Consider the following 22,522-nt stretch of genomic DNA (forward strand, 5'->3'; position numbering starts at 1 on the left):
CAGGAATTGCCACCGTGTCAGAAGCTCAGATCACGCCTGAAATACAGGCCGAATTTACCGAATATCCGCTGGTTGCGGCGCAGCCAGGGATCTGGATCGCCGATCAGATCGCCAGCGCAAGAAACACCTTTGCCGTTGCGCACTACAGTGAACTGCATGGCGATATTGACCGCCCGATGCTGGATAGGGCGATCCGCCAGGCGATGTCCGAAGCCGATACCGTGCAGGCCACCTTTGGCCTCTCTGATGAAGGCAGCGCCGTGCAGCGCCTCCCCCGTACGCGTACCCCAGAACAGGTACAACCTGTTGAATGGGTTGATTTCAGCCCACGCAGCGATGCCGTGCAGGCCGCGCACGACCTGATGCAGGCCGATCTGGCCGCCGATCTGCCCGCAGACGGTGCCCGCCCGCTGTACCGCCAGCTGATGATCCGCGTGAGTGACGATTGCTGGTTCTGGTATCAGCGCTACCACCATCTGATGCTCGACGGCTTCAGCTTTGAGGCCCTGACACGCCGCGTGGCAGCGATCTATCAGGCGTTGCGTGCGGGTGAAACACCGGCGGCATCGCCGTTTATCTCCTTTGGCGAAGTGGTCGCTGAGTATCAGGCCTGGCAGCATTCACCCGCCTGTGAACGTGCCGCCCTGTTCTGGCAACAGCACGCAGAGCACTTCCCGACGGCGATTTCGCTCTCCAGCGAAACCTTCCCCGCCAGCGCCCACGGCGCACCGTTAAAACAACAGGTGACCCTGCCCCCGGCGCTGCTGGCGGCGCTGACTCATCAGCCCGGTTTGCAGGAGAACGCCCCGGCAGAAATTGCCAGCGCCCTGCTGGTCGCCTATCTGGCACGCATCAGCGGTGAATCCCGCCTGAGCATTGGTTTCCCGTTTATGCGCCGCATGGGTTCCGCCGCGCTGGCCGCCACCGGCCCGGTGGTCAACGTTCTGCCGCTGCTGCTGGATATTGAAGACAGCATGACGCTGGCCGATATCAGCCGCGCCTTACAGAGCGAGATTAAACAGGTTCGCCGCCATCAACGTTACGAGGCAGAACAACTGCGCCGTGACCTTGGTCTGGTCGGCAGCAGCCAGTCGCTGTATGGCCCGGTGATCAACCTGAAGGTCTATCACGACAGTCTGTCCTTTGACGGCATTGATGCCATCAGCCACACCCTGGCGATGGGCCCGGTCGACGATCTGGAGTTTGAAATCGGCTTCCAGCGCGGCCAGTTGCAGGTCACGCTGGTCGCCAACGCCGGGAAATATGATGCGCAAACGCTGGCCTGGCACGGTGAACGCATTGCGTTCCTGGCAAACCAGCTGGCGCAGCAGCCACAGCAAGCGCTCTCCCGCCTGGCGCTGATTGCCGACGATGAACAGCAGCAGATTGCCAACTGGTCCCAGGGCATCAGCGTCACGCCGCCGGAAGGCGTGGTCTCGATTCTGGCGATGTTACAACGTCAGGTTGACGCGCAGCCGGATGCGATCGCCGTGGCCTGTGGCGATATCAGCCTGACCTACGGCCAGCTTTCTGCCCGTGCCATGCAACTGGCTCGCGAGCTGATCGCGCGTGGCCTGGGTGCCGAAGACGTGGTAGCCATTGGTATTCCGCGCTCCGTTGATTCGCTGGTGGCGATCTTCGGTGTGCTGGCCAGCGGTGCCGCCTATATGCCGCTGGATCTCGACTACCCGCGTGAGCGTCTGGCGCTGATGTGCGATGACGCGCAACCGCAGCTGCTGCTGACGCACAGCAGCACCGTGGCCCAGATGCCGGACGGTGAGTATCTCTGTATTGATGATGCTGCCGTACGGGCCGTCTGTGATGCGCACGTTGCCACCCCGGTGAGCGACAGCGAACGCCGTGTTGCCCAGCGTGGTGAACACCTGGCGTATATGATCTACACCTCCGGTTCCACCGGGCGCCCGAAAGGCGTGATGAGTACTCACGCCGGACTGCTCAACCTGTTCCTTTCCCATCAGGCTAACCTGTTCGGCCCGGCGATTGAGCGCTTCCATCGCAACCAGCCGCGCCGTATGCGTACCGGCCACACCGCCTCTTTCTCCTTCGACTCCTCATGGGAACCGCTGTTCTGCATGATGATGGGCTGCGAGCTGAATATCTTCGACGAAGAGCTACGGCGCGATGCCTGGGCGCTGTTGCAGAAGATGAAACAGGTGCCGGTTGACCTGCTGGATATCACCCCTTCTTTCTTCTCACAGATGATTGATGCCGGGCTGTTTGAGCCGGAAAGCCACCGCCCGGCGTTTGTGATGATCGGCGGTGAGGCGGCGACGCCAACGCTGTGGAAGCTGATGCAGCAGCACCCGGAGCTGGAGATCCATAACTATTACGGTCCGTCTGAGTACACCATCGATACCCTGGGTGCCAGCGTGATGGTCTCTGATCAGCCGGTGATTGGCCGCCCGGTCGGTAACACCCAGGTGTGGCTGCTGGACAGCAAACTGCGTCCGGTTCCGGTGGGCTGCGTGGGCGAGCTGTACATTTCCGGTACCGGGATTGCCCGTGGCTACCTGCGTCGCCCGGACCTGACCGCTGCCCGTTTTGTCGCTAACCCGTTCCTGGAGGGGGAAGTGATGTACCGCAGCGGCGATCTGATGCGCTGGCGCAGCGATGGTCAGCTGGCCTTTATCGGCCGCGTTGACCACCAGATCAAGGTGCGTGGTTTCCGTATTGAGCTGGGCGAAGTGGAAAATGCGCTGGTGGCGCTGGATGAGGTCAGCACCGCCGTGGTGATTGCTCAGCCTATCGGTGCCACCAACCGCCTGATTGGCTACTGCTCGGTGTATGACGATGCCCTGCGTGCCGACGATCAGTTATCCGCAAAACTGCTGGCGAAACTGGCAGTCACCCTGCCCGACTACATGGTGCCCGCGATCCTGGTGGTGATGGATGAACTGCCGCTGAACGTGAACGGCAAAATTGACCGCCAGGCCCTGCCTGAGCCGCAGCAGGTGGCATTTAAACCCGGACGCGAGCCGCAGGGCGCACAGGAAACCCTGATCTGCCAGGCCGTTGCTGACCTGCTGGGAATGGAACGCGTCGGCGCTGACGATGATTTCTTCGCGCTGGGCGGGGACAGTATTTCCGCGATGGGGCTGGGCACGGCCGCCCGCCGTGCGGGTTATCTGCTGCGTCCGCGCGATATCTTCGCCCAGCGTACCCCGGCACGTATGGCACAAAATATGCCCCTGCTGACCACCCGCACCGCCGTCAATCACGTGGCGCAGCACGGTGCCATCAGCGGCTTACCCATCCTGCACTGGTTTAACGAACATGGCGGCATTAATCAGCGCTTTGCGCACGGCGTGTTCCTGCAGGTCCCTGAGACATTGCAGCGTGCTCACCTTGAGCAGGCACTGACCACGCTGAGCCGCGCACACCCGGCGCTGGCCGCCTTTACCCGTGACGGGCAGCTGGTGGTGGGTGAACCTCGCCCTGCCGGATTTAGCCGCTGGGTCACCGCCCAGCCGCTGCATGATGCCCCGGAAGCCTGTGCAGAAGATGCCTTCGACGCCGCCGTCACCCGCCTCGACCCGGAGAACGGCGTGATGATGCAGGCCGCGCTGCTCCAGCAGAACGAGCGGACCTTTGGTCTGGTGCTGGTGATCCATCACCTGGTGGTGGACGGTGTGTCCTGGCGTGTTCTGCTGGATGAACTGCGTCAGGCAGCGGAGGCCGCCATCAGCGGCACCCCGCTGACCCTGCCGCCGGAAGAGACATCACTGCATGACTGGTCCGCTGCGCTGTTAAGCAACGTCTCCCGTCGTGCCGCTGAGCTGCCTTTCTGGCAGAGCATGTTGCAGCATCCGGTGCCGCTGCTCGGCCAGCGGGCGCTGCATCCGCAGGATACCCACAGCGAACTGAAAGAGAAGCGTACGCTGCTTGACGGTGCGCAAACCCAGGCGCTGCTGAGCACGCTGCCGCAGCAGTATCGTGCCAGCGTGGAAGAGACCCTGCTGTGCGCACTGTCACTGGCGCTGATCGACCGCTTTAAGGTCAGCCAGCTGCGCTACACCCTGGAATCGCATGGCCGCGCCGAACTGGCAGGCGACCACGATCTGGCCCGCACCGTCGGCTGGCTGACCGCCGAATATCCGTTGCTGGTCACGCTGGATGAAGGCGATAGCGGCAGCCTGCGAGATGCCCTGCGCGCGGTCAAAAGCGTGCTGCGTGCCGTGCCGGATCGCGGCGTTGGCTACGGCCAGCTGCGCTATCTCGATGCGGTGCGATCCCCCCAGTTACAGCCGCTGGCACAGCAGCATGCGCCGGAAGTGCTGTTTAACTACCTCGGGCGTTTCAGTGCCGCAGAGGGCCTGTGGACGCCACAGCGGACGCGTAAACATTTCCGCGATGCCTTTGCGGTACATCAGTCACCTGACATGCCGCAGCTGCACAGCCTGGAAATTAATATCTTCGTGGATGAAACCGGCGCGCTGCCGCAGCTGGCGGTTAACTGGGGCTGGCTGAACGGGGTATTCAGCGAGCAGGATATTGATGCCCTGCACCTGGCGCTGGCCGGTGCCTGCGATGCACTGAGCGATTTCGCCCATCGTCATCCACAGGAAGCGGCGGATACCTTAGTGGCCGCCGAGGTCGCCATTGACGGCGTCAGCCAGCAGGATGTCGTTCAGCTGGGTGAGCGTCATGGCCCGCTGGCCGCTGTTCTGCCGCTGCTACCGCTGCAAAAAGGGTTGCTGTTCCATGCCGCCACCGCCGACAGCAGCGGCAGCTATAACTCACTGACGCGCCTGAGCTTTAGCGGTGCGCTGGATGAGAATCGCCTGCGTGCCGCACTGGATGCGGTAGTTCGTCACCATCCGCAGCTGGCGGCCCGCTTTGACAGTGAACAGGCGCTACAGCCGTTACAACTGATCCCGGTTCTGCCGCTGGAATCCTCGCTCTGGACGCTGGATCGCCACGTGCTCCCTGCCCTGTCAGTGGCTGAAGAAACCGAGGCGCTACTGGCGCTGGAGAAACGCGAGCTGGCACGGGATCTGTTCAGCCAGCCGGTGATGCTGCATGCACTGCTGGTGCAGCATGCTGACAGTGACCGCTTTACACTGATGCTGAACGCCCATCACCTGGTGGTGGATGGCTGGTCAACGCCGGTGATCTTAGGCGATCTGTTTACCGCGCTGTACCACGGCCCGCAGGCCCTGACGCCGCATCGCTTCAGCTACACGGATATCGTGCGTCAGTTAACCTCGCGTGATGCCAACGCCTCCCGCCAGCTGTGGCAGCAGGTGTTGCAGGATGTGCGTCCCACGCTGCTGTTTGGTGACGATCCCCATAACGGTCCGGTGCACGACCTGGATCTGGTACTGGAACCCGATCTGGAACGCGGCCTGCTGGCACTGTGCCGCAGCCGGGGCCTGACGCTGAACAGCGTGATGCAGGGCATCTGGGGAATGCAGCTGGCGATTGAAAGCGGCCACCAGGACGTGGTGTTTGGTTCACCGGTTTCCGGTCGCTTCGGCCAGATTGACGGCCAGGAGCAGCACGTTGGCCTGTTCAGTAACACCCTGCCTGTGCGCGTGCGTTTCGACAGCCAGCGTCCGCTACTCGATCAGTTGGCCGATCACCAGGCTCAGCAGATCCAGCTGATCGAACATGACGATCTCGGCCTGGGTGAGATCCAACAGCTGGCCGGCAGCGGTACGCTGTTTGACACCCTGCTGGTGGTGGAAAACTACCCGGACAACGCCGACCTGTTGCAGGGCCACAATGGCCTGCGCTGCGACCATATCAGCAACCGGGGTTACACCCACTATCCGCTTACCCTGCTGGTGCTGCCGGGTGAGCGTCTGCATCTGCTGATGGAGTACCGCGATGCGGTGCCACATCCGCAACGCTTTGCTGAGCGCCTGCTGATGCTGATTGCCCAGTTGGTGGCGCAGCCCGACCTGCCGCTGGCACGCTGGCAGCTGCAAACCCCTGACGAACAGGCGCTGATTGCCAGCATCAATAACACCGCTTACCCGGTGGCCGCAGGCACGCTGCAAGGGGCCATTGAACAGCAGGTTAACCGCACGCCAGACGCGCTGGCCCTGCTGGACAGCGAGCATCGTCTGACCTATCGCCAGATGCAGCAGCAGGCACGTCTGCTGGCCGACCGTCTGATTGAGGCCGGGGTACAACCGGGTGATATCGTTGCCGTCGCCCTGCCGCGTTCGGTGCGCCTGAGCCTGGCACTGACCGCCATTCTACAGGCCGGTGCCGCATGGCTGCCGCTGGATACCGGTTATCCGGACGACCGTCTTGCGCTGATGGTGGAGGACTCCCGTCCACGCCTGATTATCAGTGAAAGCACCTTAGCCGCACGCTTTGCAGTGATGGGGCCGATTCTGGCCTTTGATCGGCTGGAAGACGAACAGCGTCAGCCGACGCATCCGTTGCCTGCCGCCGATCCGCAGCGTCCGGCGTATGTGCTGTATACCTCCGGATCGACCGGGCGCCCGAAAGGCGTGGTGGTCGGTCAGCAGGCGATTGTTAACCGCCTGTGGTGGATGCAGGATGAATACCCGATGGAGGCGAATGACGTGGTGTTGCAGAAAACACCGTGCAGCTTCGACGTCTCCGTGTGGGAGTTCTTCTGGCCGCTGATGGTCGGTGCTCAGTTACTGATGGCACCGCCGGAAGCCCATCGCGATCCGGATGCGCTGGTACAGCTGATTGAAGATTATTCCGTGACGACAATGCACTTTGTGCCTTCGATGCTCGCCGCGTGGGTCACCGCGCTGGAAAGCCGTGACGGCAGCGACAAAGGGTGCCACAGCCTGCAACGCGTGTTCTGTAGCGGTGAAGCCCTCTCCTGCGATCTGGCCGCCAGCTATGAGGCGCTGATCGCGGCACCGCTGCACAACCTCTATGGCCCAACCGAAGCCGCCGTTGATGTCACATACCATCCGGCCAGCGGCGAAAGCTTGCGACAATGCAGCGGCGCAGGCGTGCCGATTGGTTACCCGGTGTGGAACACGGAACTGCGCATCCTCGACGGGCTGCTGCGCCCGGTGCCGCTCGGCGTGGCGGGCGATCTCTACCTGTGCGGCGTGCAGCTGGCAGACGGCTATCTGTATCGCGCCGACCTGACGTCGCAACGCTTCGTCGCCGACCCGTTTGCCGACGGTGAACGGATGTACCGCACCGGGGATATTGCCCGCTGGCTGGAGAACGGGGCCGTTGAGTATCTGGGACGCAGTGACGATCAGCTGAAAATTCGTGGGCAGCGTATTGAGCTGGGCGAAATTGAACAGGCATTGTTAACCGTTGATGGCGTGGCACAGACCGTTGTGGCCGCCCGTGAACTGGGCAGTGTGGCATCCGTGGGTGCCGATGCGCGTCAGCTGGTGGCGTGGCTGATCGCACAGCCCGGTGTCACACTGGATACCGCCGTTGTGCATCAGCAAGTGGCACAGCGCTTACCGGCGCATATGCTGCCCGTCAGCTATGTGCTGACGGACCACTTCCCGCTCAGCGCTAACGGCAAGCTGGACCGTAAGTCCCTGCCGTTGCCGCAGACGCCGCAGTCTGAAGGTCGTCCCGCACAGGGCCTGCATGAGCAACTGCTGGTGACCTTGTTCTCCAGCCTGCTGGCGCGTGACACGGTCTATGCCGATGATGACTTCTTCGCGCTGGGGGGGCACTCGCTGCTGGCGATGCGCCTGGCCGCCGAACTGCGCCGTCGTCTGCCACAACCGCTCTCTATCGGGCAGATCATGGCCGCACGTAGTGTGGAAAACATGGCACGCCTGCTGGATGACAGTGCGCGTGGCGTGAACGCGGACAACCGTGCCAACGGCGAAAGCCTGCCGTTCCGCAGCGGTACAGGACCGGTGCTGTTCTGTATTCACCCGGCTTCCGGCTTTGCCTGGCAGTACTCCGGCATGATGCGTCATCTCGGGGGCAATTTCCCGATTGTTGGCCTGCAATCGCCACGCCCGAACGGCGTGATTGCCCGCTGCGCAAGTGTGGATGAAATGTGCGAACGCCATCTGGCGACGCTGCGCAGCATTCAGCCGCACGGTCCGTATCACTTACTGGGCTACTCGCTGGGCGGCACCCTCGCCCACGGTATTGCGGCACGTTTGCAACAGCAGGGAGAACAGGTGAACTTCCTCGGGCTGCTGGATACCTATCCGCCGGAAGGCCAGGACTGGACCAGCCCGTCGGAAGAGGATGCGCGTGCCGAAGTGGCGCGCGAGGAGGCCGAGTTTATGGCCTCCACTGATGACGATGCGCTGTTACTGGCAGAGAAGGCGGAAATGTTCAGCACCATCGTCGCAAACTATGCCGATGCGGTTGAGCGCCTGAGTACCGCCAGGACACCACGCTTTGAAGGGCAGGCCACGCTGTTTGTGGCGAAAAATACCCTGCCTGAGGGAATGGAGGTGAAAGAAAGCTGGGCGCCTTATCTTCAGCAACTGCAGATCCACGAACTGGCCTGCGAGCATATGGATATCCTGTCACCGGAAACGCTGGTGACGCTGGGGCCATTGCTGGCTGGGCTGATGGAGGCGTGCCAGGACCTGGCGTAAAGAAGGGGGACCGCCCCGCAGCGGGCGAGGCGTGCCTCGCCCCTACAGCGATACCCGTAGGGGTCGGGCATGCGCGACCCTTGTTATTCCGCACCGGGCGATGCGTGCCTCGCCCCTGCAGCAATACCCGTAGGGGTCGGGCATGCCCGACCCTTGTTATTCCGCACCGGACGAGGCGTGCCTCGCCCCTGGAACAATACCCGTAGGGGTCGGGCATGCCCGATCCTTGTTATTCCGCACCGGACGAGGCGTGCCTCACCCCTGGAACAATACCCGTAGGGGTCGGGCATACCCGATCCTTGTTATTCCGCACCGGACGAGGCGTGCCTCGCCCCTGCAGCAATACCCGTAGGGGTCGGGCATGCCCGATCCTTGTTATTCCGCACCGGACGAGGCGTGCCTCGCCCCAACAACAATACTCGTAGGGGTCGGGCATGCCCGATCCTTGTTATTCCGCACCGGACGAGGCGTGCCTCACCCCTGGAACAATACCCGTAGGGGTCGGGCATGCCCGATCCTTGTTATTCCGCACCGGACGAGGCGTGCCTCACCCCTGGAACAATACCCGTAGGGGTCGGGCATGCCCGATCCTTGTTATTCCGCACCGGACGAGGCGTTCCTCGCCCCAACAACAATACTCGTAGGGGTCGGGCATGCCCGACCCTTGTTATTCCGCACCGGACGAGGCGTGCCTCGCCCCTGCAGCAATACCCGTAGGGGTCGGGCATGCCCGACCCTTGTTATTCCGCACCGGACGAGGCGTGCCTCGCCCCTACAACGATCCCTGTAAAGGCTGATGATAACGCCCGCACGGCACGATCATCGGCGTATGTGATACCGGATCGTCAATCACCACGCTACTCATGCCAAACACCTGCCGCACCAGCTGTGCATCCACAATCTCAGCGGGTTTACCCTGGGCGATAATCTGCCCTTCCTTCATCACGATTAAGTGGTCGGCGTAACGACAGGCCTGATTCAGATCATGCAGCACCGCCACCAGCGTATGCCCGTGCTCCTGATTTAACTGACGGAACAGATCCAGCAGCTCAATCTGGTGGGCGATATCCAGCCAGGTGGTCGGTTCATCCAGTAACAGCAGCGGCGTCTGCTGCGCCAGCACCATCGCCACCCACACGCGCTGACGCTGGCCGCCGGACAGTTCATCCACGCTGCGCGCGGCCAGTTCACTGATGTTGGTGGCCTGCATTGCCGCCGCCACCGCCTCACGGTCGGCTTCACTCCACTGCTTCAGTAAGCTCTGATGTGGATAGCGTCCACGTGCCACCAGATCGGCCACGCTGATCCCCTCCGGGACAATCGCATGCTGTGGCAACAGACCCAGCTGGCGGGCAAGCGCTTTGGTGCCCATCTGATGAATATCATGACCATCAAGCAGCACCTGCCCGCTACGCGGTTTCAGCAGGCGGCATAGGGCGCGCAACAGCGTTGACTTACCGCAGGCGTTAGGGCCAATAATCACCGTAAACTGGCGGTCGGGGATCTGCACGCTAAGCTCACTGGCGATCACTTTTTGATCGTAGGCCAGCGTCACGCCAGCGGCCTGAAGACGGGGGGATAAAGAAGTATCCATGATCAACGTCGTGACTCCCTGATAAGTAACCAGATGAGATAAACACCACCGATGCTGACGGTAACAGCCCCCACCGGCAGTTGTACCCCGTTAAACGCATGCTGAGCGATCACATCGGCCGTCAGCAACAACAGCGCCCCGGTGGTGGCGGCGGAAAAAAGCGGCACCGCGCTGGCACCGGTCAGGCGGCGGGCAATCTGCGGCGCGGCCAGCGCAATAAAGGCAATCGGCCCGGCGCTGGCGGTGGCAATTGCCGTGAGAATAATGCCGCACAGCATCAGCCACAGACGGCTGGACTCAGCATTCACCCCCAGCGCCCGCGCACTATCGTCGCCCATTTCCATCAGCTGCAAACGGCGGCTGAGCGCCAGCGACACCATAATGGTCAGTGGCACCAGCAGCAGCGCAGGCTGCCCTTTCGCCCAGGTGATGCCGTTAAGCGAGCCCGCCCCCCACAGCGCAGCACTCATGGCACTCTCCAGCGAGGCGCTGACAATCAGCCAGGTATTGAGCGCCGACAACACCGCGCCCACGCCAATCCCGACAATAATCAGGCGGAAACCCACAATCCCCTGGCGCCACGCCAGCAGATAAACCAGCGCCGCCGAACCAATACCGCCCACCAGCGCTCCGGCGGCAATCTGATAGTAGCTGCCGCCAAAGCCGATAATCATCACCAGCGCCCCGGTAAACGCCCCGGTATTAAAACCCACCACATCCGGGCTGCCGAGCGGGTTGCGGATCGCCGACTGGAAGATCGCCCCGCTGACGCCAAGGCCCGCCCCCAGCACCAGCGCCATCACCGCACGCGGTGCACGCCACTGTGCGATAACGGTCATAAATCCGCGCGGCCCTTCCCCCTGCAACGCCTGCCACACCTGCCCCGGGCTGATGCTCAGCGTGCCGTAGCACAGCGCAAACAGCGCCAGCAGTGCAGCGAGAACGATCAGCGTCAGGTTCGCCCACAGCACCCGGGACGCCAGGCGCAGATTGAGCCAGCCGTCAGCACGGCCGATCAGTAAGGTTTTACTGTGCATCCTGTCATCCTTAATGTTTGCGGCTACGGACTAACCAGATTAAGACTGGCGCACCGATTAATGCGGTGACAATCGACACCCGCAGCTCACCCTGTGCCATAAAACGCCCGGCAATATCGGCGGTCAGCAACAGCACCGGGGCCATGAGAAACGAATAAATCAGGATCCAGCGCTGGTCGGCCCCCACCCACCAGCGCGCAACATGGGGCACCATCAGGCCAACAAAACCAATGGGCCCCACCAGCGCCGTGGCCGATCCACACAGCAGCATCACCGACAGCAGCGCCAGCAGGCGCACCAGCAGCACCCGGGTGCCGAGCGCGGCGGCAATGTCTTCACCCATACTGAGACTGTTCAGTGAACGCGATGCCGCGAGTGCCAGCACCGCGCCGACGACTATCGCCGGGGCCACCAGCATCAGGTTCGCTGAGGAACGGATATCCAGCGTTCCCGCCTGCCAGAAGCGCAGCTGGTCAAAGGTCTGCGGATTGAGCAGCGACAGCGACGAAGTCAGCCCCCCCAATACCGCACTCAGTGCCACCCCGGCCAGCGTCAGCCGCACCGGATTGACCCGGCCGCCGCTGAGTGTACCAATCGCCCAGACCGCAATGCTGGCAATCAGCGCACCGCCCCAGGCAAAGCCAAGCCAGCCTGCCATGCCGCTGACGCCAAACAGGGTAATGCCAATTGCCATCGCGAAGCTGGCCCCGGCATTGACGCCGAGAATGCCGGGGTCTGCCAGCGGATTACGCGTCAGTGCCTGGATCACCGCCCCTGCACCGCCCAGCGCCAGACCCACGAGGATCCCGGCCAGCGTACGCGGCAGACGGGCATTGAGAATAATGATGCTATCGGCGTTAGTGATCTGGCCGGAAAGACTCTGCCACACCAGGGCAGGCGCGATGGGTTTGGCCCCAAGCATCAGGCTCGCCAGGCTGACCGCCGTCAGTAATATCAGACAGATGATGACACCCGCGCTGCGCGAAAGGCCTTGCGACAACGGAGCAGATTGGGGGGAAGCTTGCTGCAATGACATCCCTGAGAGATCCTCTTCATATGCAAATGAATATGAGTATTATTATCATTAACGTTACTAACCAAATATGTTACCATGCGCCCCGCCAGAAAAACATCGGCATCCTTACGCGCCGCACCGGACAGCATTCCGGCCGCCAGGCATTGAGCCCTATTAACTACATGGATACTCATGGCAAAGCCCTCCATTCTGCTTGATTTCAGCCTGCTGAAAAATAACGCCCATTTCCGCGCCATCTTTTGTGCCCGCATGCTGTCCGTATTCTCACTCGGTATGCTGGCAGTCGGCGTACCGATTCAGATCCAGGCCATGACAGGCTCCACGCTTCAGGTGGGTGTGGCCGTGATGCTGGATGGCATCGGTATGTTTATCGGATTGATGCTGGGTGGCATCCTCGCAGACCGCCTCGATCGTCGTAAGCTGATTCTGTTTGCCCGTGGTACCTGCGGCATCGGCTTCGCGGCCCTCAGTCTGAATGCGTTTCTGCCGGAACCCTCTTTGTGGGCACTGTATTTGCTGGCCGCCTGGGACGGTTTCTTCGGGGCGTTGGGGATGACGGCATTAATGGCGGTGATCCCGCTGCTGGTCGGGCGTGAGAACCTCGGCGCGGCCGGTGCGCTGAGTATGGTGACCGTACGTCTCGGGGCTATCCTCTCCCCGGCCATTGGCGGGGTGATTATTGTGGCGGGCGGCGTGGGCTGGGCCTTTGCCGTGGCGGCTGTCGGTACGCTGGCAACGTTAATCCCGCTGGTGCGTCTGCCGTCGATGAAGCCGGAAGCGCAGGAGCCGGAGCATCCGCTGCGCGCCCTGGCCAGCGGCGTTCAGTTTGTCTGCCAGCAGAAGGTGGTGGGTTCCGTGGTGCTGCTGGGCATGCTGGTGAGCATCGTCGGCGCGGTGCGTATTCTGTTCCCGGCGCTGGCTATCAGCTATCACGCTGACGCTTCGGCGATTGGTCTGATGTATTCCGCCGTGCCGCTGGGGGCCATGATTGGCGCCTTTACCAGCGGCTGGGTACCGGGTTATGCCCGTCCAGGTGTGCTGGTCCTGATCAGCGCCACCTGCGCGTTTCTGGCCATTGCCTCACTGGGGCTTTACAGCCACTTTATCCCGGCCCTGCTGGCACTGGTGGTGTATGGCTACTGCAACGCGATCGCTTCGCTGCTGCAATATATGCTGATTCAACACCATACCCCTGACGCTTTGCTCGGTCGCGTGAACAGTCTGGGCACCGCGCAGGATGTAACCGGGGATTCTGTCGGTGCTCTGGGATTAGGCGTGTTAGGTAAGCTGTTTACGCCAGTGGTCAGCGTACTGTCATTTGGCGCGGTGGCCGCAGGCGTAGCGCTGGTGCTGGCAAGCCTGGTCGGCACCTTGCGCCGGGCGACAATGTCACCGCCGGAGGAGGCAGGCCCGACTGATGAGCAGGACCCGGTGACCAATCCGTAACCGGGCATCATGCGACTAGCATGAGGAGTGCTGATGCCGGTGAAGAGCGTAATGAGGCCAGGTTCAGGTCATCATCCACAGGTCTTCACTGGCTGACCATCGGTTTCGTCATAGCAGGCGGGCACGACCTGCGTGATATCAATCGTTTCGCGGACCCGGCTAATATCGTACGTTGCCTGCATCGCCAGCCAGAGACGGGCCGCAATGCCCAGCCCGGCTTCCAGTCGTACCGCCATTTCAGGGGTAATAGCGGTTTTTCCTGCCGCCGCTTTGCTCAACGCCGAGGGGGATACCCCGAGGTTTCCGGCCAGCGTCCGCAGGCTGACGTTATAGTCCTCAAGATACTCGGTAATCAGGCTGCCGGGATGCGGGGGGGTCATCATAGCCATTAGTGGTAGTCCTCCAGATTAAGTATGTAAGCATCACCGTCTCTGAACTCGAAAGTGATACGCCAGTTGGCACGAACAGTAATGGCGTAAAGATACTGCCTGTCGCCTTTCAGCGGATGGAACCTGAAGCCAGGGTAGTTTCTGAATTCTTCTACCGACAGGGCTTCGTCAAGAACCAGCAGACGCGTTCTGATCCGTTCGGCATCTTTGGCCTGCACACCACTGGGATTTCCTGTTTCGAACAGTTTTTGCAATCCCTTATGCTTCCAGCTTTTGATCACGGCTAACACTCCTTGTTTCCTTCCGGGAAACAGTATAACAGTTGTTTCCCGGAAGGAAACAGCTTTCCCGGCACGATCCTCTGAATTGTATCGCGAGTAAACCCGGCCATCGCCGACTGACCAATAAGGCGATTCTCATCACACTTTTCAAAAAAGCCGCGTCTTGCCTGCGTCGAACCGTCAAGTTTCCTCCCTGCACGCCGTTAATCCGATCAGCATTTTCAAAATTCTATCCGCAGTCTGAATGACATTTCACTCTCACTTTTTTGCTGTGTCATCAAACCGGGCGGCTGAATCGATTCAATTACAATATATATTCTGCGCCATGCCGGTTTTCACGGCCGCTGGCTGACCTTCAGTTGCCATTTTAGGGGTGTCCATTTATGCAATTCAAAAATACCACCGTACGAACTCAGCTCCTCCTCGGGTTCGGCGTGTTAGTGGTGATTGTGCTTGCCGTCGTTCTTCTCGCGATGAACGCCCTCAGCAATGCGAATGACCGATTTAAAACCCATGTGCAGCAGGTGGCGGCACGTGAGTCCTCCGTCAATCTTATTCTCAGCGGTGTGAAGGACAGTTCACTGAGTCTGTACGGTCTGGTGCTGGTCAGTGAGGCCGCCGACATTGAAGCCGGTAAAAAACAGGTGGCCGCAGCAGAAGAGAAAACCGCCGCAGCGCTGACTCAGTTACAGGCAGCCATCAAGCAGCACACTGACGTAACCGACCAGGATCGACAGTTTGTTTCCGCCATCGCACAGGCGGAAGAGGGGTATCGCCCCATTGCTCACCACATTGTTGAGTTAGCCCTGGCGGAGAAAAAGGCGGAAGCGATTGACCGTATGAACCGTGAATTACGCCCTCAGCTCACCACCTTATTGACCACGGCGAATCAGTACCTTAAATACAGCACCGAGCGCGCGGCGGAGAGTCTGAGTACCGCAGAGAGTGCCTATCAGCAAACGCGGATTATTTTCATCGCGATCAGCCTGCTGGCGCTGAGTCTGGCAGTGATTCTCGGTGCCATGATCATCCGCTCCCTGTTCCGTGCCTTAGGCGAAGAACCGGCCATTTTAGGTCAGGTCGTTCAGCGCATTGCTCAGGGCGACCTGAGCCAGGTTAACGGCGCGGTCACTGCCCCGGCCGGTAGCGTGCTGGCTGCCCTGGGTGAGATGCAGGAGAAATTGCATAACCTGATCAGCCAGGTGGCAAACTCGGCTGAGAGCATAGTTTCCGCGTCAGGTGAAATTACCCTGGGCAATGAAGACTTAAGCCGCCGCACCGAAGCGCAGGCCTCTTCACTGGAGCAGACCTCTGCCAGCATGGAGCAGTTAACCGCCACCGTGAAGCACAACGCCGATAATGCCCACCAGGGAAATCTGATGGCGACCAGTGCCTCTCAGGTGGCACAGCGTGGCGGCAATGTGGTCGAACGTGTGGTCAGCACCATGCACGACATTGCCAGCAGTTCCGGCAAGGTCACCCAGATTATTACCGTCATTGAAGGGATTGCTTTCCAGACCAACATCCTGGCGCTTAATGCGGCCGTGGAAGCCGCCCGCGCCGGTGAGCAGGGCCGTGGATTTGCCGTTGTGGCCGGTGAGGTTCGCATCCTCGCCCAGCGCAGTGCCACCGCCGCGAGGGAAATCAAAAACCTGATCGATGAGTCTGTCGAGCGGATCAATACCGGTTCTAAGCTTGTCGATGAGGCGGGTAGTACCATGCAGGAAGTGGTCAATGCGGTTAAGGGCGTTAACAGCCTGATGGCCGAAATCACCCTCGCCTCCAGCGAACAGCACACGGGTATCGATCAGGTGAATAAAGCCGTGGTCAATATGGACGAAGCCACGCAGCAAAATGCCGCCCTGGTGGAAGAGAGTGCCGCCGCTGCCGCCAGCCTTAAGCAGCAGGCTTATTTATTGCTGGAAGGGATCTCTGCGTTTGATATTTCACGTGCAGGCCGTCTCAACGATACAACAGCAGCGATGCGCTAAGGATCTGAGATGAAAATAACCTGTGCTTTTGCTCTCGCCGCGATGGTCAGTTCAGCGGCGTATGCCAGTAACGACAGCATCACTATTGGCCTGATCACTAAAACAGATACCAACCCCTTTTTCCTGAAAATGAAAGAAGGTGCCATGCTGGGCGCTACCGTGCATGGGGTGAAACTCCTGACGGCGGCAGGCAAAGAAGACGGCGATTATCCGGCGCAAATTCAGGCCATCCAGGAGATGGTGGCCGCAGGGGCGACCACTCTGCTGATCACCCCGAGCGATGCCAAAGCCATTGTGCCCGCACTGGATGAAGTGCGTGCCAAAGGGGTGCAGGTCATCGCACTGGACTCCCCGACCGATCCGATGACGGCGGTGGATGCGCTGTTTGGTACTGACAACTATAAAGCCGGGCAGCTGATTGGCGAATATGCCAAAGCCGCCATGCCGTTAAAATTTGCCGGACAGCCACTGAAGATTGCCATGCTGGATTTATCGCCCGGACATTTAGTCGGGGCAAGACGTCATAATGGTTTTATGAGCGGGCTGGGATTAGCGGCAGCAGGTGCCGACTCCAGTGAGCTGTCAGTCACCGCTGAAACCGTCTGTGCCGGTTTTTCTCAAGGCGCCGAGAAGGAAGGCTATGAGGTGATGGCCAGCTGCCTGAAAAGCCATCCTGATATCAACCTGGTGTATACCATCAACGAACCGGCCGCTGCCGGCGCGTACAAGGCCTTACAGGAAGCCGGTAAACAGGCGATGATCGTCTCGGTCGATGGGGGCTGTGCCGGAGTGAACAACGTGCGTTCAGGGAAGATTGCTGCCACAGCGCAGCAATATCCCTTAACCATGGCAGCGATGGGCGTTGATGCAGCAGTGGCTTACGCCCGGCACGGTAAGAAAGTGTCCGGGTATGTGGATACCGGCGTCACGCTTATCGCGGATAAACCGATGCCCGGCCTGGCAAGCAAGGATACCCAGGCCGGGCTGAACGCCTGCTTTGGGGCGAAATAACGCGTGAGCTTCCGGCGGTCGTCGATCCACCGGAAGCTATCACCGTTCAGCCGTCATCCCAGACGACTGGCAATCAGGCGTAGCTGTTCGGCAATCTGTTTTAAATCCTGCTGCTGCTGACCGGCCGCTGACGTTGAGCTGCGCACCACCAGACGTGCGGGCAGGATTGAGGATGAGCGGCTGTGGTCATCCTCGCTGGCCTGTAAAATACGCTGCACCGCCTCTTTCCCCTGTAAGTCCAGGTCCAGCGACACCGTGGTCAGCGACGGATGGAAAAACGCGCTCTCATACGTGTCATCATACCCCACCACGGACACCTGCCCCGGCACGGTTACGCCCTGCTGATGCAATGCACTCAGCACGCCTAAGGCCATCTGATCGTTCCCCACCAGCAGCGCACTGAAGTGCGGGGTTTCACGCAGCAGCTGCAAGATGCCGCTGTAGCCGCTCTGCGCATCCCAGTTACCGTGAATAACGCTCACCGGGGCCAACCTGTAGCTCTCCAGTGTCTCGAGCCAGCTCCTGAGCCGCAGCCGCGCCGAAACGGAGTGCTCTGGCCCCGCCAGCAGCGCAAACTCACGGTGCCCCTGTTCGTAGAGGTATTTCACGCTGGCACGGGTGCCATCCGCCGGGTTAAACGAAACGTTAAACACCGAACAATAAGGGTCGACGTCCAGGAACAGGCAAATAATGTCCTGGTTCTCTTCGACGATTTGCTCGGCACAGGCGGTATCCAGCGGAACGTTAATAATCACTTTGTCGACCAGCTGCGATTTCAGCTCGTTGATCGACTCCTGCAAACTTTGATTGACGTTCTCACCGATCATGGCGATCAGCACCTGATACTCCGCCGCGTTGGCGTAGCGCTTAATCGCCGCCGCCACCTGAGAAGGGGCATGGAGAGCCAGAGACGTGGTCACCAGACCGAGCGTGGTGCTCTGTTTTCCCACCAGCTGTTGCGCAAGGCGGTTAGGCACATAGCGCAGCTCCTCTATCGCCTTTGTTACCTTGCTGCGCGTACCTTCCGAAACGTTCGCAGACTTATTCAGCACCCTGGAAACCGTTTGATAAGACACCCCAGCGCGACGGGCGACATCTTCCAAGGTGGCACTCTTTGATTTCATGGTTCGCTTCCCTGTTTACAGATGGCCGGATTGTATCACAGTGCAAATGACGTTCAGGTTAAGTCGGTCACACTGTCAAAAACCCACAGTAAAGTCAGACGTTCACATACATAATTCGGTGATCAACTTCACCAATCGTTACAAATAACGGGTAAATACTTGCACTAAATCACACAATTTCGTTACTCCAATTGCTTCACGTTCATCGTGAGGCGTTTACTGTCGCCATCGTGTGAACGTATGACAAATATAAACAGAGGGTGACATGAACACAAGACTGACAGCGACCGCTGTGGCACTTGCCGCAGCACTGACTTCTCCTGCATTCGCAGCCATCGACAACATTGATTTCCACGGCTATCTGCGCGGCGGTGTGGGGGTTTCGCGCGATGGAGGCATGGAGGAGTGGCAAAAAAATAAGATTGGTCGTCTGGGTAACGAAGCCGATACCTACGGTGAAATCGAACTGGGCAGCGAAGTGTACAAAAAGGATGACGTCAGTTTCTATGTCGACTCAATGGTCAGCATGTTTTCCGACGGCTCCAACGATAATGAAACCACCTTCGGCGACGACGCCCAGTTCGGGCTGCGTCAGCTCAACCTGCAAATCAAAGGCCTGATCCCCGGGGATAAAAACGCCGTCATCTGGGGCGGTAAACGCTACTACCAGCGCCATGACCTGCATATCATTGATACCAAATACTGGAATATCTCCGGCTCCGGTGCCGGTATTGAAAACTACACCTTTGGCCCAGGCGCCGTCTCCGTCGCCTGGATACGCGGTGATGCCAACGATGTTGACTACCGTGCCGACGGCGATAACGACGTGAATATCAACTACCTCGATGTCCGTTACGCTGGCTGGAAGCCGTGGAACGGCGCATGGACAGAGTTCGGTGTGGACTACGCCATGCCGAACCCGACCAACAAACAGAAAGAGTACGGCGAACTGTATGACGCAGATAACGGCGTGATGGTCACCGGGGAAATCAGCCAGGATATGTGGGGCGGCTATCAGAAACTGGTGCTGCAATACGCCAACAAAGGGCTGGCACAAAATATGATCTCGCAGGGCGGCGGCTGGTATGACATGTGGAACGATACCCGTGATGCCAAAGGCTATCGCGTGATCAACACCGGCCTGCTGCCGATCACTGACCGCCTGTCGCTGAATCAGGTCGTGACCTGGGGTTCCGCCGATAACGTCACCGCGTTCACCGATAAAAGTACCCTGCTCTCCCTGGTCGGGCGCGCCCAGTACCAGTTTACCGACTATGTGCGCGGTATCGGTGAAGCCGGGACGTTTATGCAGAAAGATCAGAACAAAGACGGCAGCGACTACAAACAGGCCGGGCAGAAATATACCCTCGCGCTGGGCCTGGCCGCGGGTCCGGAATTTATGTCACGCCCGGAACTGCGCATCTTCACTTCTTACCTGAATGACTCCGAGCAGGGGAACAGCTTCCAGGACGGCACGGCCAGCAACACCTGGAACTTTGGTGTGCAGGTTGAAGCCTGGTGGTAATGCCCTGATCAACGCCTTCATCATCATTGGATAAGCACTGGATCGTTAATTTGGATAACCGTTACCGGTTATCCATTTTTTTTATGGCTGACGGAAATAGTGTGCTTCCATCAGCTGGCGCAGACGGTCAGAGCGCGTGCCAAAAATAGCATGCACTTCATGGCCCAGAATCACCACTCCCGTTGCCCCTGCCTGCTGTAATCCGCTGGCATTCACTGCCGCCACCGATTTCACCGTGACGCGCAGTCGCGTGAGGCAGGCATCCACCTGCACGATATTCTCGCGCCCGCCAAAGCAGCCCATTAACTGATCCAGCAGCGCACACTCCGCTGCGTCGGCTTCCTCCGGGGTTTCCTGCCGGCTGAAGTAATGCTTAAACGATTTCAGACTGACCATATACCTCTCCTTTCAGACATAAAAAAAGCGGGCTTGCGCCCGCTGGTGAACAGCTGTTTACAGCGGCGCGCGCAGCACGCGGCAGCCCCACGGCGGCATGATCTGCTCGCCGGAGAGCGGCACACCGTCAATCAGATCGCTGATACCCGCAGGCAGCGTGACCGTCTGCGCCTGCGCCGTGAAGTTTTGCAGGAAGATAAAGCTGGACTCGCCGTCGGTGCGGCGATGCGCGGTCACCCCCGGAGGCAGGTCCACCGCCAGCGCACGTGGCAGCGCCAGCCTGGCAATCAGTGCACCGTAGAAATCCCGATGGAAAGCCTGGTCATTACGTGAGGCGATATACCAGGCCTGCCCGGCGCCCACGGCGTTAACGGTGACCGCGGGTTGGCCGGCATAAAAATCGCTTTGGTAAACGGCCAGCGCGGTTGCCCCTTCCAGATGAATATGTTCGCACAGCTCACGGGCCTGATAGCTGCCGCGCAGGCCCAGCATGTTGCCTTCGACAGCACATACGCCGTTGGTTTCGTCGTCCGTCAGGCTGTCGATCTCTTCCGCCCAGATCCCCAGCAGCGGCCGCAGCGGCCCCGGGAAACCGCCCAGATGGCAGAGGTCGCTTTCATTGACCACGCCCGTCCAGTAGCTGGCGACAAACTGCCCGCCCTGGCGCAGATGTTGCTCCACGCGGGCGGCAAAGCCGTCGCGCACCATATACAGCATCGGGGCGATCACCAGCGCATACCCGCTGAGGTCGACATCGGCGTTGATCACGTCCACCGCCACGCCCTGCTCCCAGAACGTGCGGTAGTGTTCGGCCACCGTGCGCTCATAGTGCAGGCCGGTATTGCGCGGCCCCTGGGCATTGTCCATCGCCCAGCGGCTTTCCCAGTCGAAAACGATCGCCACTTTCGCGTCAACGCGGCTCCCCTGCACCGGGGCCATTGCTGCCAGCATCCGACCCAGTTCGCTGACTTCGCGGCCAATACGGGTATCCAGATGCCCGACGTGGTCAATCACCGCACCGTGGAACTTCTCCACCGAGCCGCGGCTTTTACGCCACTGGAAATACTGCACCGCATCCGCCCCGTGGGCCACGGCCTGCAATGAAGAGAGAATGTGCATCCCCGGTTTTTTCAGCTTGCTGGTGGGCTGCCAGTTGGTCGCCCCCGGCGTCGACTCCATCAGCACAAACGGCTGCCCCTGTTTCAGGGTACGCATCAGGTCGTGATACATGGCGGTATAACAGGCCAGCGTGGTTTCATCCTGCTCGTTATGCCAGGTCGGGTAGCTGTCCCAGGAGATAAAATCGAGCGGCTGCGACAGCTTCCAGTAATCGTAGTCGTAGAAATACTCCATAAAGTTGGTGGTGGCAGGCAGGTCCGGGTTGGCCGCTTTCAGCGGTTTGATCTCTTCGATACAGAAGTCGGTGACCTGATCGGTCATAAAGCGCCGCCAGTCGAGATTCAGCCCGTGAATCGACATTTCCCCCTGCGGTGCAGGGGAAACCACCTGCGACCAGTCGCTGTACGTATGGCTCCAGAAATCACTCCACCAGGCGTGGTTAAGCTGCTCCAGGGTGCCGTAGCGGCGCTGCAACCAGCCGCGAAAGGCCTGCTGGCACTGCCCGCAGTGGCACTCGCCGCCGTATTCGTTGGAAATATGCCAGCCGATCACCGCCGGATGGTGCGCATAGCGCGCCGCCAGTTGGCTGTTGATCGCCCGAACTTTTTGCCGGTACAGCGGCGAAGTCATGCAGTGATTATGCCGCCCGCCGTGCAGCGCAGGCACGCGATCGCGCCCGGTGCGCAACACTTCCGGGTACTTTTGCGACATCCACGCCGGGCGCGCGCCGCTGGGCGTGGCCAGAAACACCCGAATCGACCGCTGATGCAGTTTTTCAATCACGTCATCCAGCCAGCCGAAGTCATAGCGCCCCTCTTCCGGCTCCAGTTTCGCCCAGCTGAAGATGCCAACCGACATCACATTGCAGTTCGCCTGCTGCATCATCGCGACGTCATCATCAATGATGCCTGGGGTATGTTGCCACTGTTCCGGGTTGTAATCCGCGCCGTGCAGCAGCGTGTTGACCCCGGCAAAGAGCGGTGAAAATCTAGTCATTGCGGTTCCTCTGAGGTGTCAG

The 22,522-nt window shown here is 60.1% G+C and carries 13 protein-coding genes; 5 read left to right on the forward strand and 8 right to left on the reverse strand.

Features of this window, described 5'->3' with window-relative positions:
- Positions 1-14 precede the first annotated feature (14 nt).
- On the forward strand, positions 15-8,555 hold the full coding sequence (locus tag HHI26_RS24245) for a non-ribosomal peptide synthetase (RefSeq protein ID WP_171149895.1): 8,541 nt from the start codon (positions 15-17) through the stop codon (positions 8,553-8,555).
- Positions 8,556-9,327: 772 nt separating this feature from the next.
- On the opposite strand, the gene HHI26_RS24250 is transcribed toward HHI26_RS24245, so the two are convergent.
- Genes HHI26_RS24250 through fepD form a run of 3 tightly spaced genes read right to left on the reverse strand, consistent with a single transcriptional unit; the run spans position 9,328 to position 12,222 of the window.
- Positions 9,328-10,149: an ABC transporter ATP-binding protein gene (locus HHI26_RS24250; protein WP_133843081.1), complete on the reverse strand. Its 822-nt coding sequence runs from the start codon at positions 10,147-10,149 to the stop codon at positions 9,328-9,330.
- A gap of 2 nt (positions 10,150-10,151) precedes the next feature.
- On the reverse strand, positions 10,152-11,186 hold the full coding sequence (gene fepG / locus HHI26_RS24255; RefSeq protein ID WP_133843079.1) for an iron-enterobactin ABC transporter permease: 1,035 nt from the start codon (positions 11,184-11,186) through the stop codon (positions 10,152-10,154).
- A gap of 10 nt (positions 11,187-11,196) precedes the next feature.
- The gene (gene fepD, locus HHI26_RS24260; RefSeq protein ID WP_171149896.1) at positions 11,197-12,222 is read right to left on the reverse strand and encodes a Fe(3+)-siderophore ABC transporter permease; all 1,026 of its coding nucleotides are present in this window, start codon (positions 12,220-12,222) and stop codon (positions 11,197-11,199) included.
- Positions 12,223-12,393: 171 nt separating this feature from the next.
- Here fepD and entS point away from each other — a divergent pair, with 171 nt between their 5' ends.
- Positions 12,394-13,668 carry an enterobactin transporter EntS gene (gene entS / locus HHI26_RS24265; RefSeq protein WP_159337011.1) on the forward strand — a complete coding sequence of 425 codons (1,275 nt, stop codon included), beginning with the start codon at positions 12,394-12,396 and terminating at the stop codon, positions 13,666-13,668.
- A gap of 71 nt (positions 13,669-13,739) precedes the next feature.
- Here entS and HHI26_RS24270 read toward each other — a convergent pair whose 3' ends face one another.
- Positions 13,740-14,057 (reverse strand): HigA family addiction module antitoxin, encoded by a 318-nt coding sequence (locus tag HHI26_RS24270; RefSeq protein WP_133843073.1) that lies wholly within the window; start codon positions 14,055-14,057, stop codon positions 13,740-13,742.
- Positions 14,057-14,338 carry a type II toxin-antitoxin system RelE/ParE family toxin gene (locus HHI26_RS24275; protein WP_133843476.1) on the reverse strand — a complete coding sequence of 94 codons (282 nt, stop codon included), beginning with the start codon at positions 14,336-14,338 and terminating at the stop codon, positions 14,057-14,059. Before HHI26_RS24275 ends, HHI26_RS24270 begins: the two co-directional genes overlap by 1 nt.
- 383 nt (positions 14,339-14,721) lie before the next feature.
- Between HHI26_RS24275 and HHI26_RS24280 the strand changes: the two genes are divergently transcribed.
- The gene (locus tag HHI26_RS24280) at positions 14,722-16,329 is read left to right on the forward strand and encodes a methyl-accepting chemotaxis protein (protein ID WP_167864443.1); all 1,608 of its coding nucleotides are present in this window, start codon (positions 14,722-14,724) and stop codon (positions 16,327-16,329) included.
- 9 nt (positions 16,330-16,338) lie between these two features.
- Positions 16,339-17,340: a substrate-binding domain-containing protein gene (locus HHI26_RS24285; protein ID WP_171149897.1), complete on the forward strand. Its 1,002-nt coding sequence runs from the start codon at positions 16,339-16,341 to the stop codon at positions 17,338-17,340.
- A gap of 53 nt (positions 17,341-17,393) precedes the next feature.
- Here the strand turns inward: HHI26_RS24285 and HHI26_RS24290 are convergent, their stop codons facing one another.
- On the reverse strand, positions 17,394-18,464 hold the full coding sequence (locus HHI26_RS24290; RefSeq protein ID WP_133843067.1) for a LacI family DNA-binding transcriptional regulator: 1,071 nt from the start codon (positions 18,462-18,464) through the stop codon (positions 17,394-17,396).
- 265 nt (positions 18,465-18,729) lie between these two features.
- Here HHI26_RS24290 and HHI26_RS24295 point away from each other — a divergent pair, with 265 nt between their 5' ends.
- A complete protein-coding gene (locus tag HHI26_RS24295; RefSeq protein ID WP_133843065.1) occupies positions 18,730-19,989 on the forward strand; it encodes a maltoporin in 1,260 nt (419 codons plus the stop codon).
- 81 nt (positions 19,990-20,070) lie between these two features.
- On the opposite strand, the gene HHI26_RS24300 is transcribed toward HHI26_RS24295, so the two are convergent.
- Both HHI26_RS24300 and HHI26_RS24305 read right to left on the reverse strand, forming a co-directional pair.
- On the reverse strand, positions 20,071-20,385 hold the full coding sequence (locus HHI26_RS24300; RefSeq protein WP_133843063.1) for a glucose PTS transporter subunit EIIB: 315 nt from the start codon (positions 20,383-20,385) through the stop codon (positions 20,071-20,073).
- A gap of 57 nt (positions 20,386-20,442) precedes the next feature.
- Positions 20,443-22,500 (reverse strand): beta-galactosidase, encoded by a 2,058-nt coding sequence (locus HHI26_RS24305; RefSeq protein ID WP_171149898.1) that lies wholly within the window; start codon positions 22,498-22,500, stop codon positions 20,443-20,445.
- Positions 22,501-22,522 lie beyond the last annotated feature (22 nt).

The sequence above is a fragment of the Erwinia sp. JH02 genome (genome assembly GCF_013074405.1).
Lineage (GTDB): Bacteria > Pseudomonadota > Gammaproteobacteria > Enterobacterales > Enterobacteriaceae > Erwinia > Erwinia rhapontici.

Coding starts and splice junctions, on each gene's coding strand:
- HHI26_RS24250 (WP_133843081.1), bottom strand. CDS start 10,149: ATGGATACTTCTTTATCCCCCCGTCTTCAGGCCGCTGGCGTGACGCTG.
- fepG (WP_133843079.1), bottom strand. CDS start 11,186: ATGCACAGTAAAACCTTACTGATCGGCCGTGCTGACGGCTGGCTCAAT.
- fepD (WP_171149896.1), bottom strand. CDS start 12,222: ATGTCATTGCAGCAAGCTTCCCCCCAATCTGCTCCGTTGTCGCAAGGC.
- entS (WP_159337011.1), top strand. CDS start 12,394: ATGGCAAAGCCCTCCATTCTGCTTGATTTCAGCCTGCTGAAAAATAAC.
- HHI26_RS24270 (WP_133843073.1), bottom strand. CDS start 14,057: ATGGCTATGATGACCCCCCCGCATCCCGGCAGCCTGATTACCGAGTAT.
- HHI26_RS24280 (WP_167864443.1), top strand. CDS start 14,722: ATGCAATTCAAAAATACCACCGTACGAACTCAGCTCCTCCTCGGGTTC.
- HHI26_RS24285 (WP_171149897.1), top strand. CDS start 16,339: ATGAAAATAACCTGTGCTTTTGCTCTCGCCGCGATGGTCAGTTCAGCG.
- HHI26_RS24290 (WP_133843067.1), bottom strand. CDS start 18,464: ATGAAATCAAAGAGTGCCACCTTGGAAGATGTCGCCCGTCGCGCTGGG.
- HHI26_RS24295 (WP_133843065.1), top strand. CDS start 18,730: ATGAACACAAGACTGACAGCGACCGCTGTGGCACTTGCCGCAGCACTG.
- HHI26_RS24300 (WP_133843063.1), bottom strand. CDS start 20,385: ATGGTCAGTCTGAAATCGTTTAAGCATTACTTCAGCCGGCAGGAAACC.
- HHI26_RS24305 (WP_171149898.1), bottom strand. CDS start 22,500: ATGACTAGATTTTCACCGCTCTTTGCCGGGGTCAACACGCTGCTGCAC.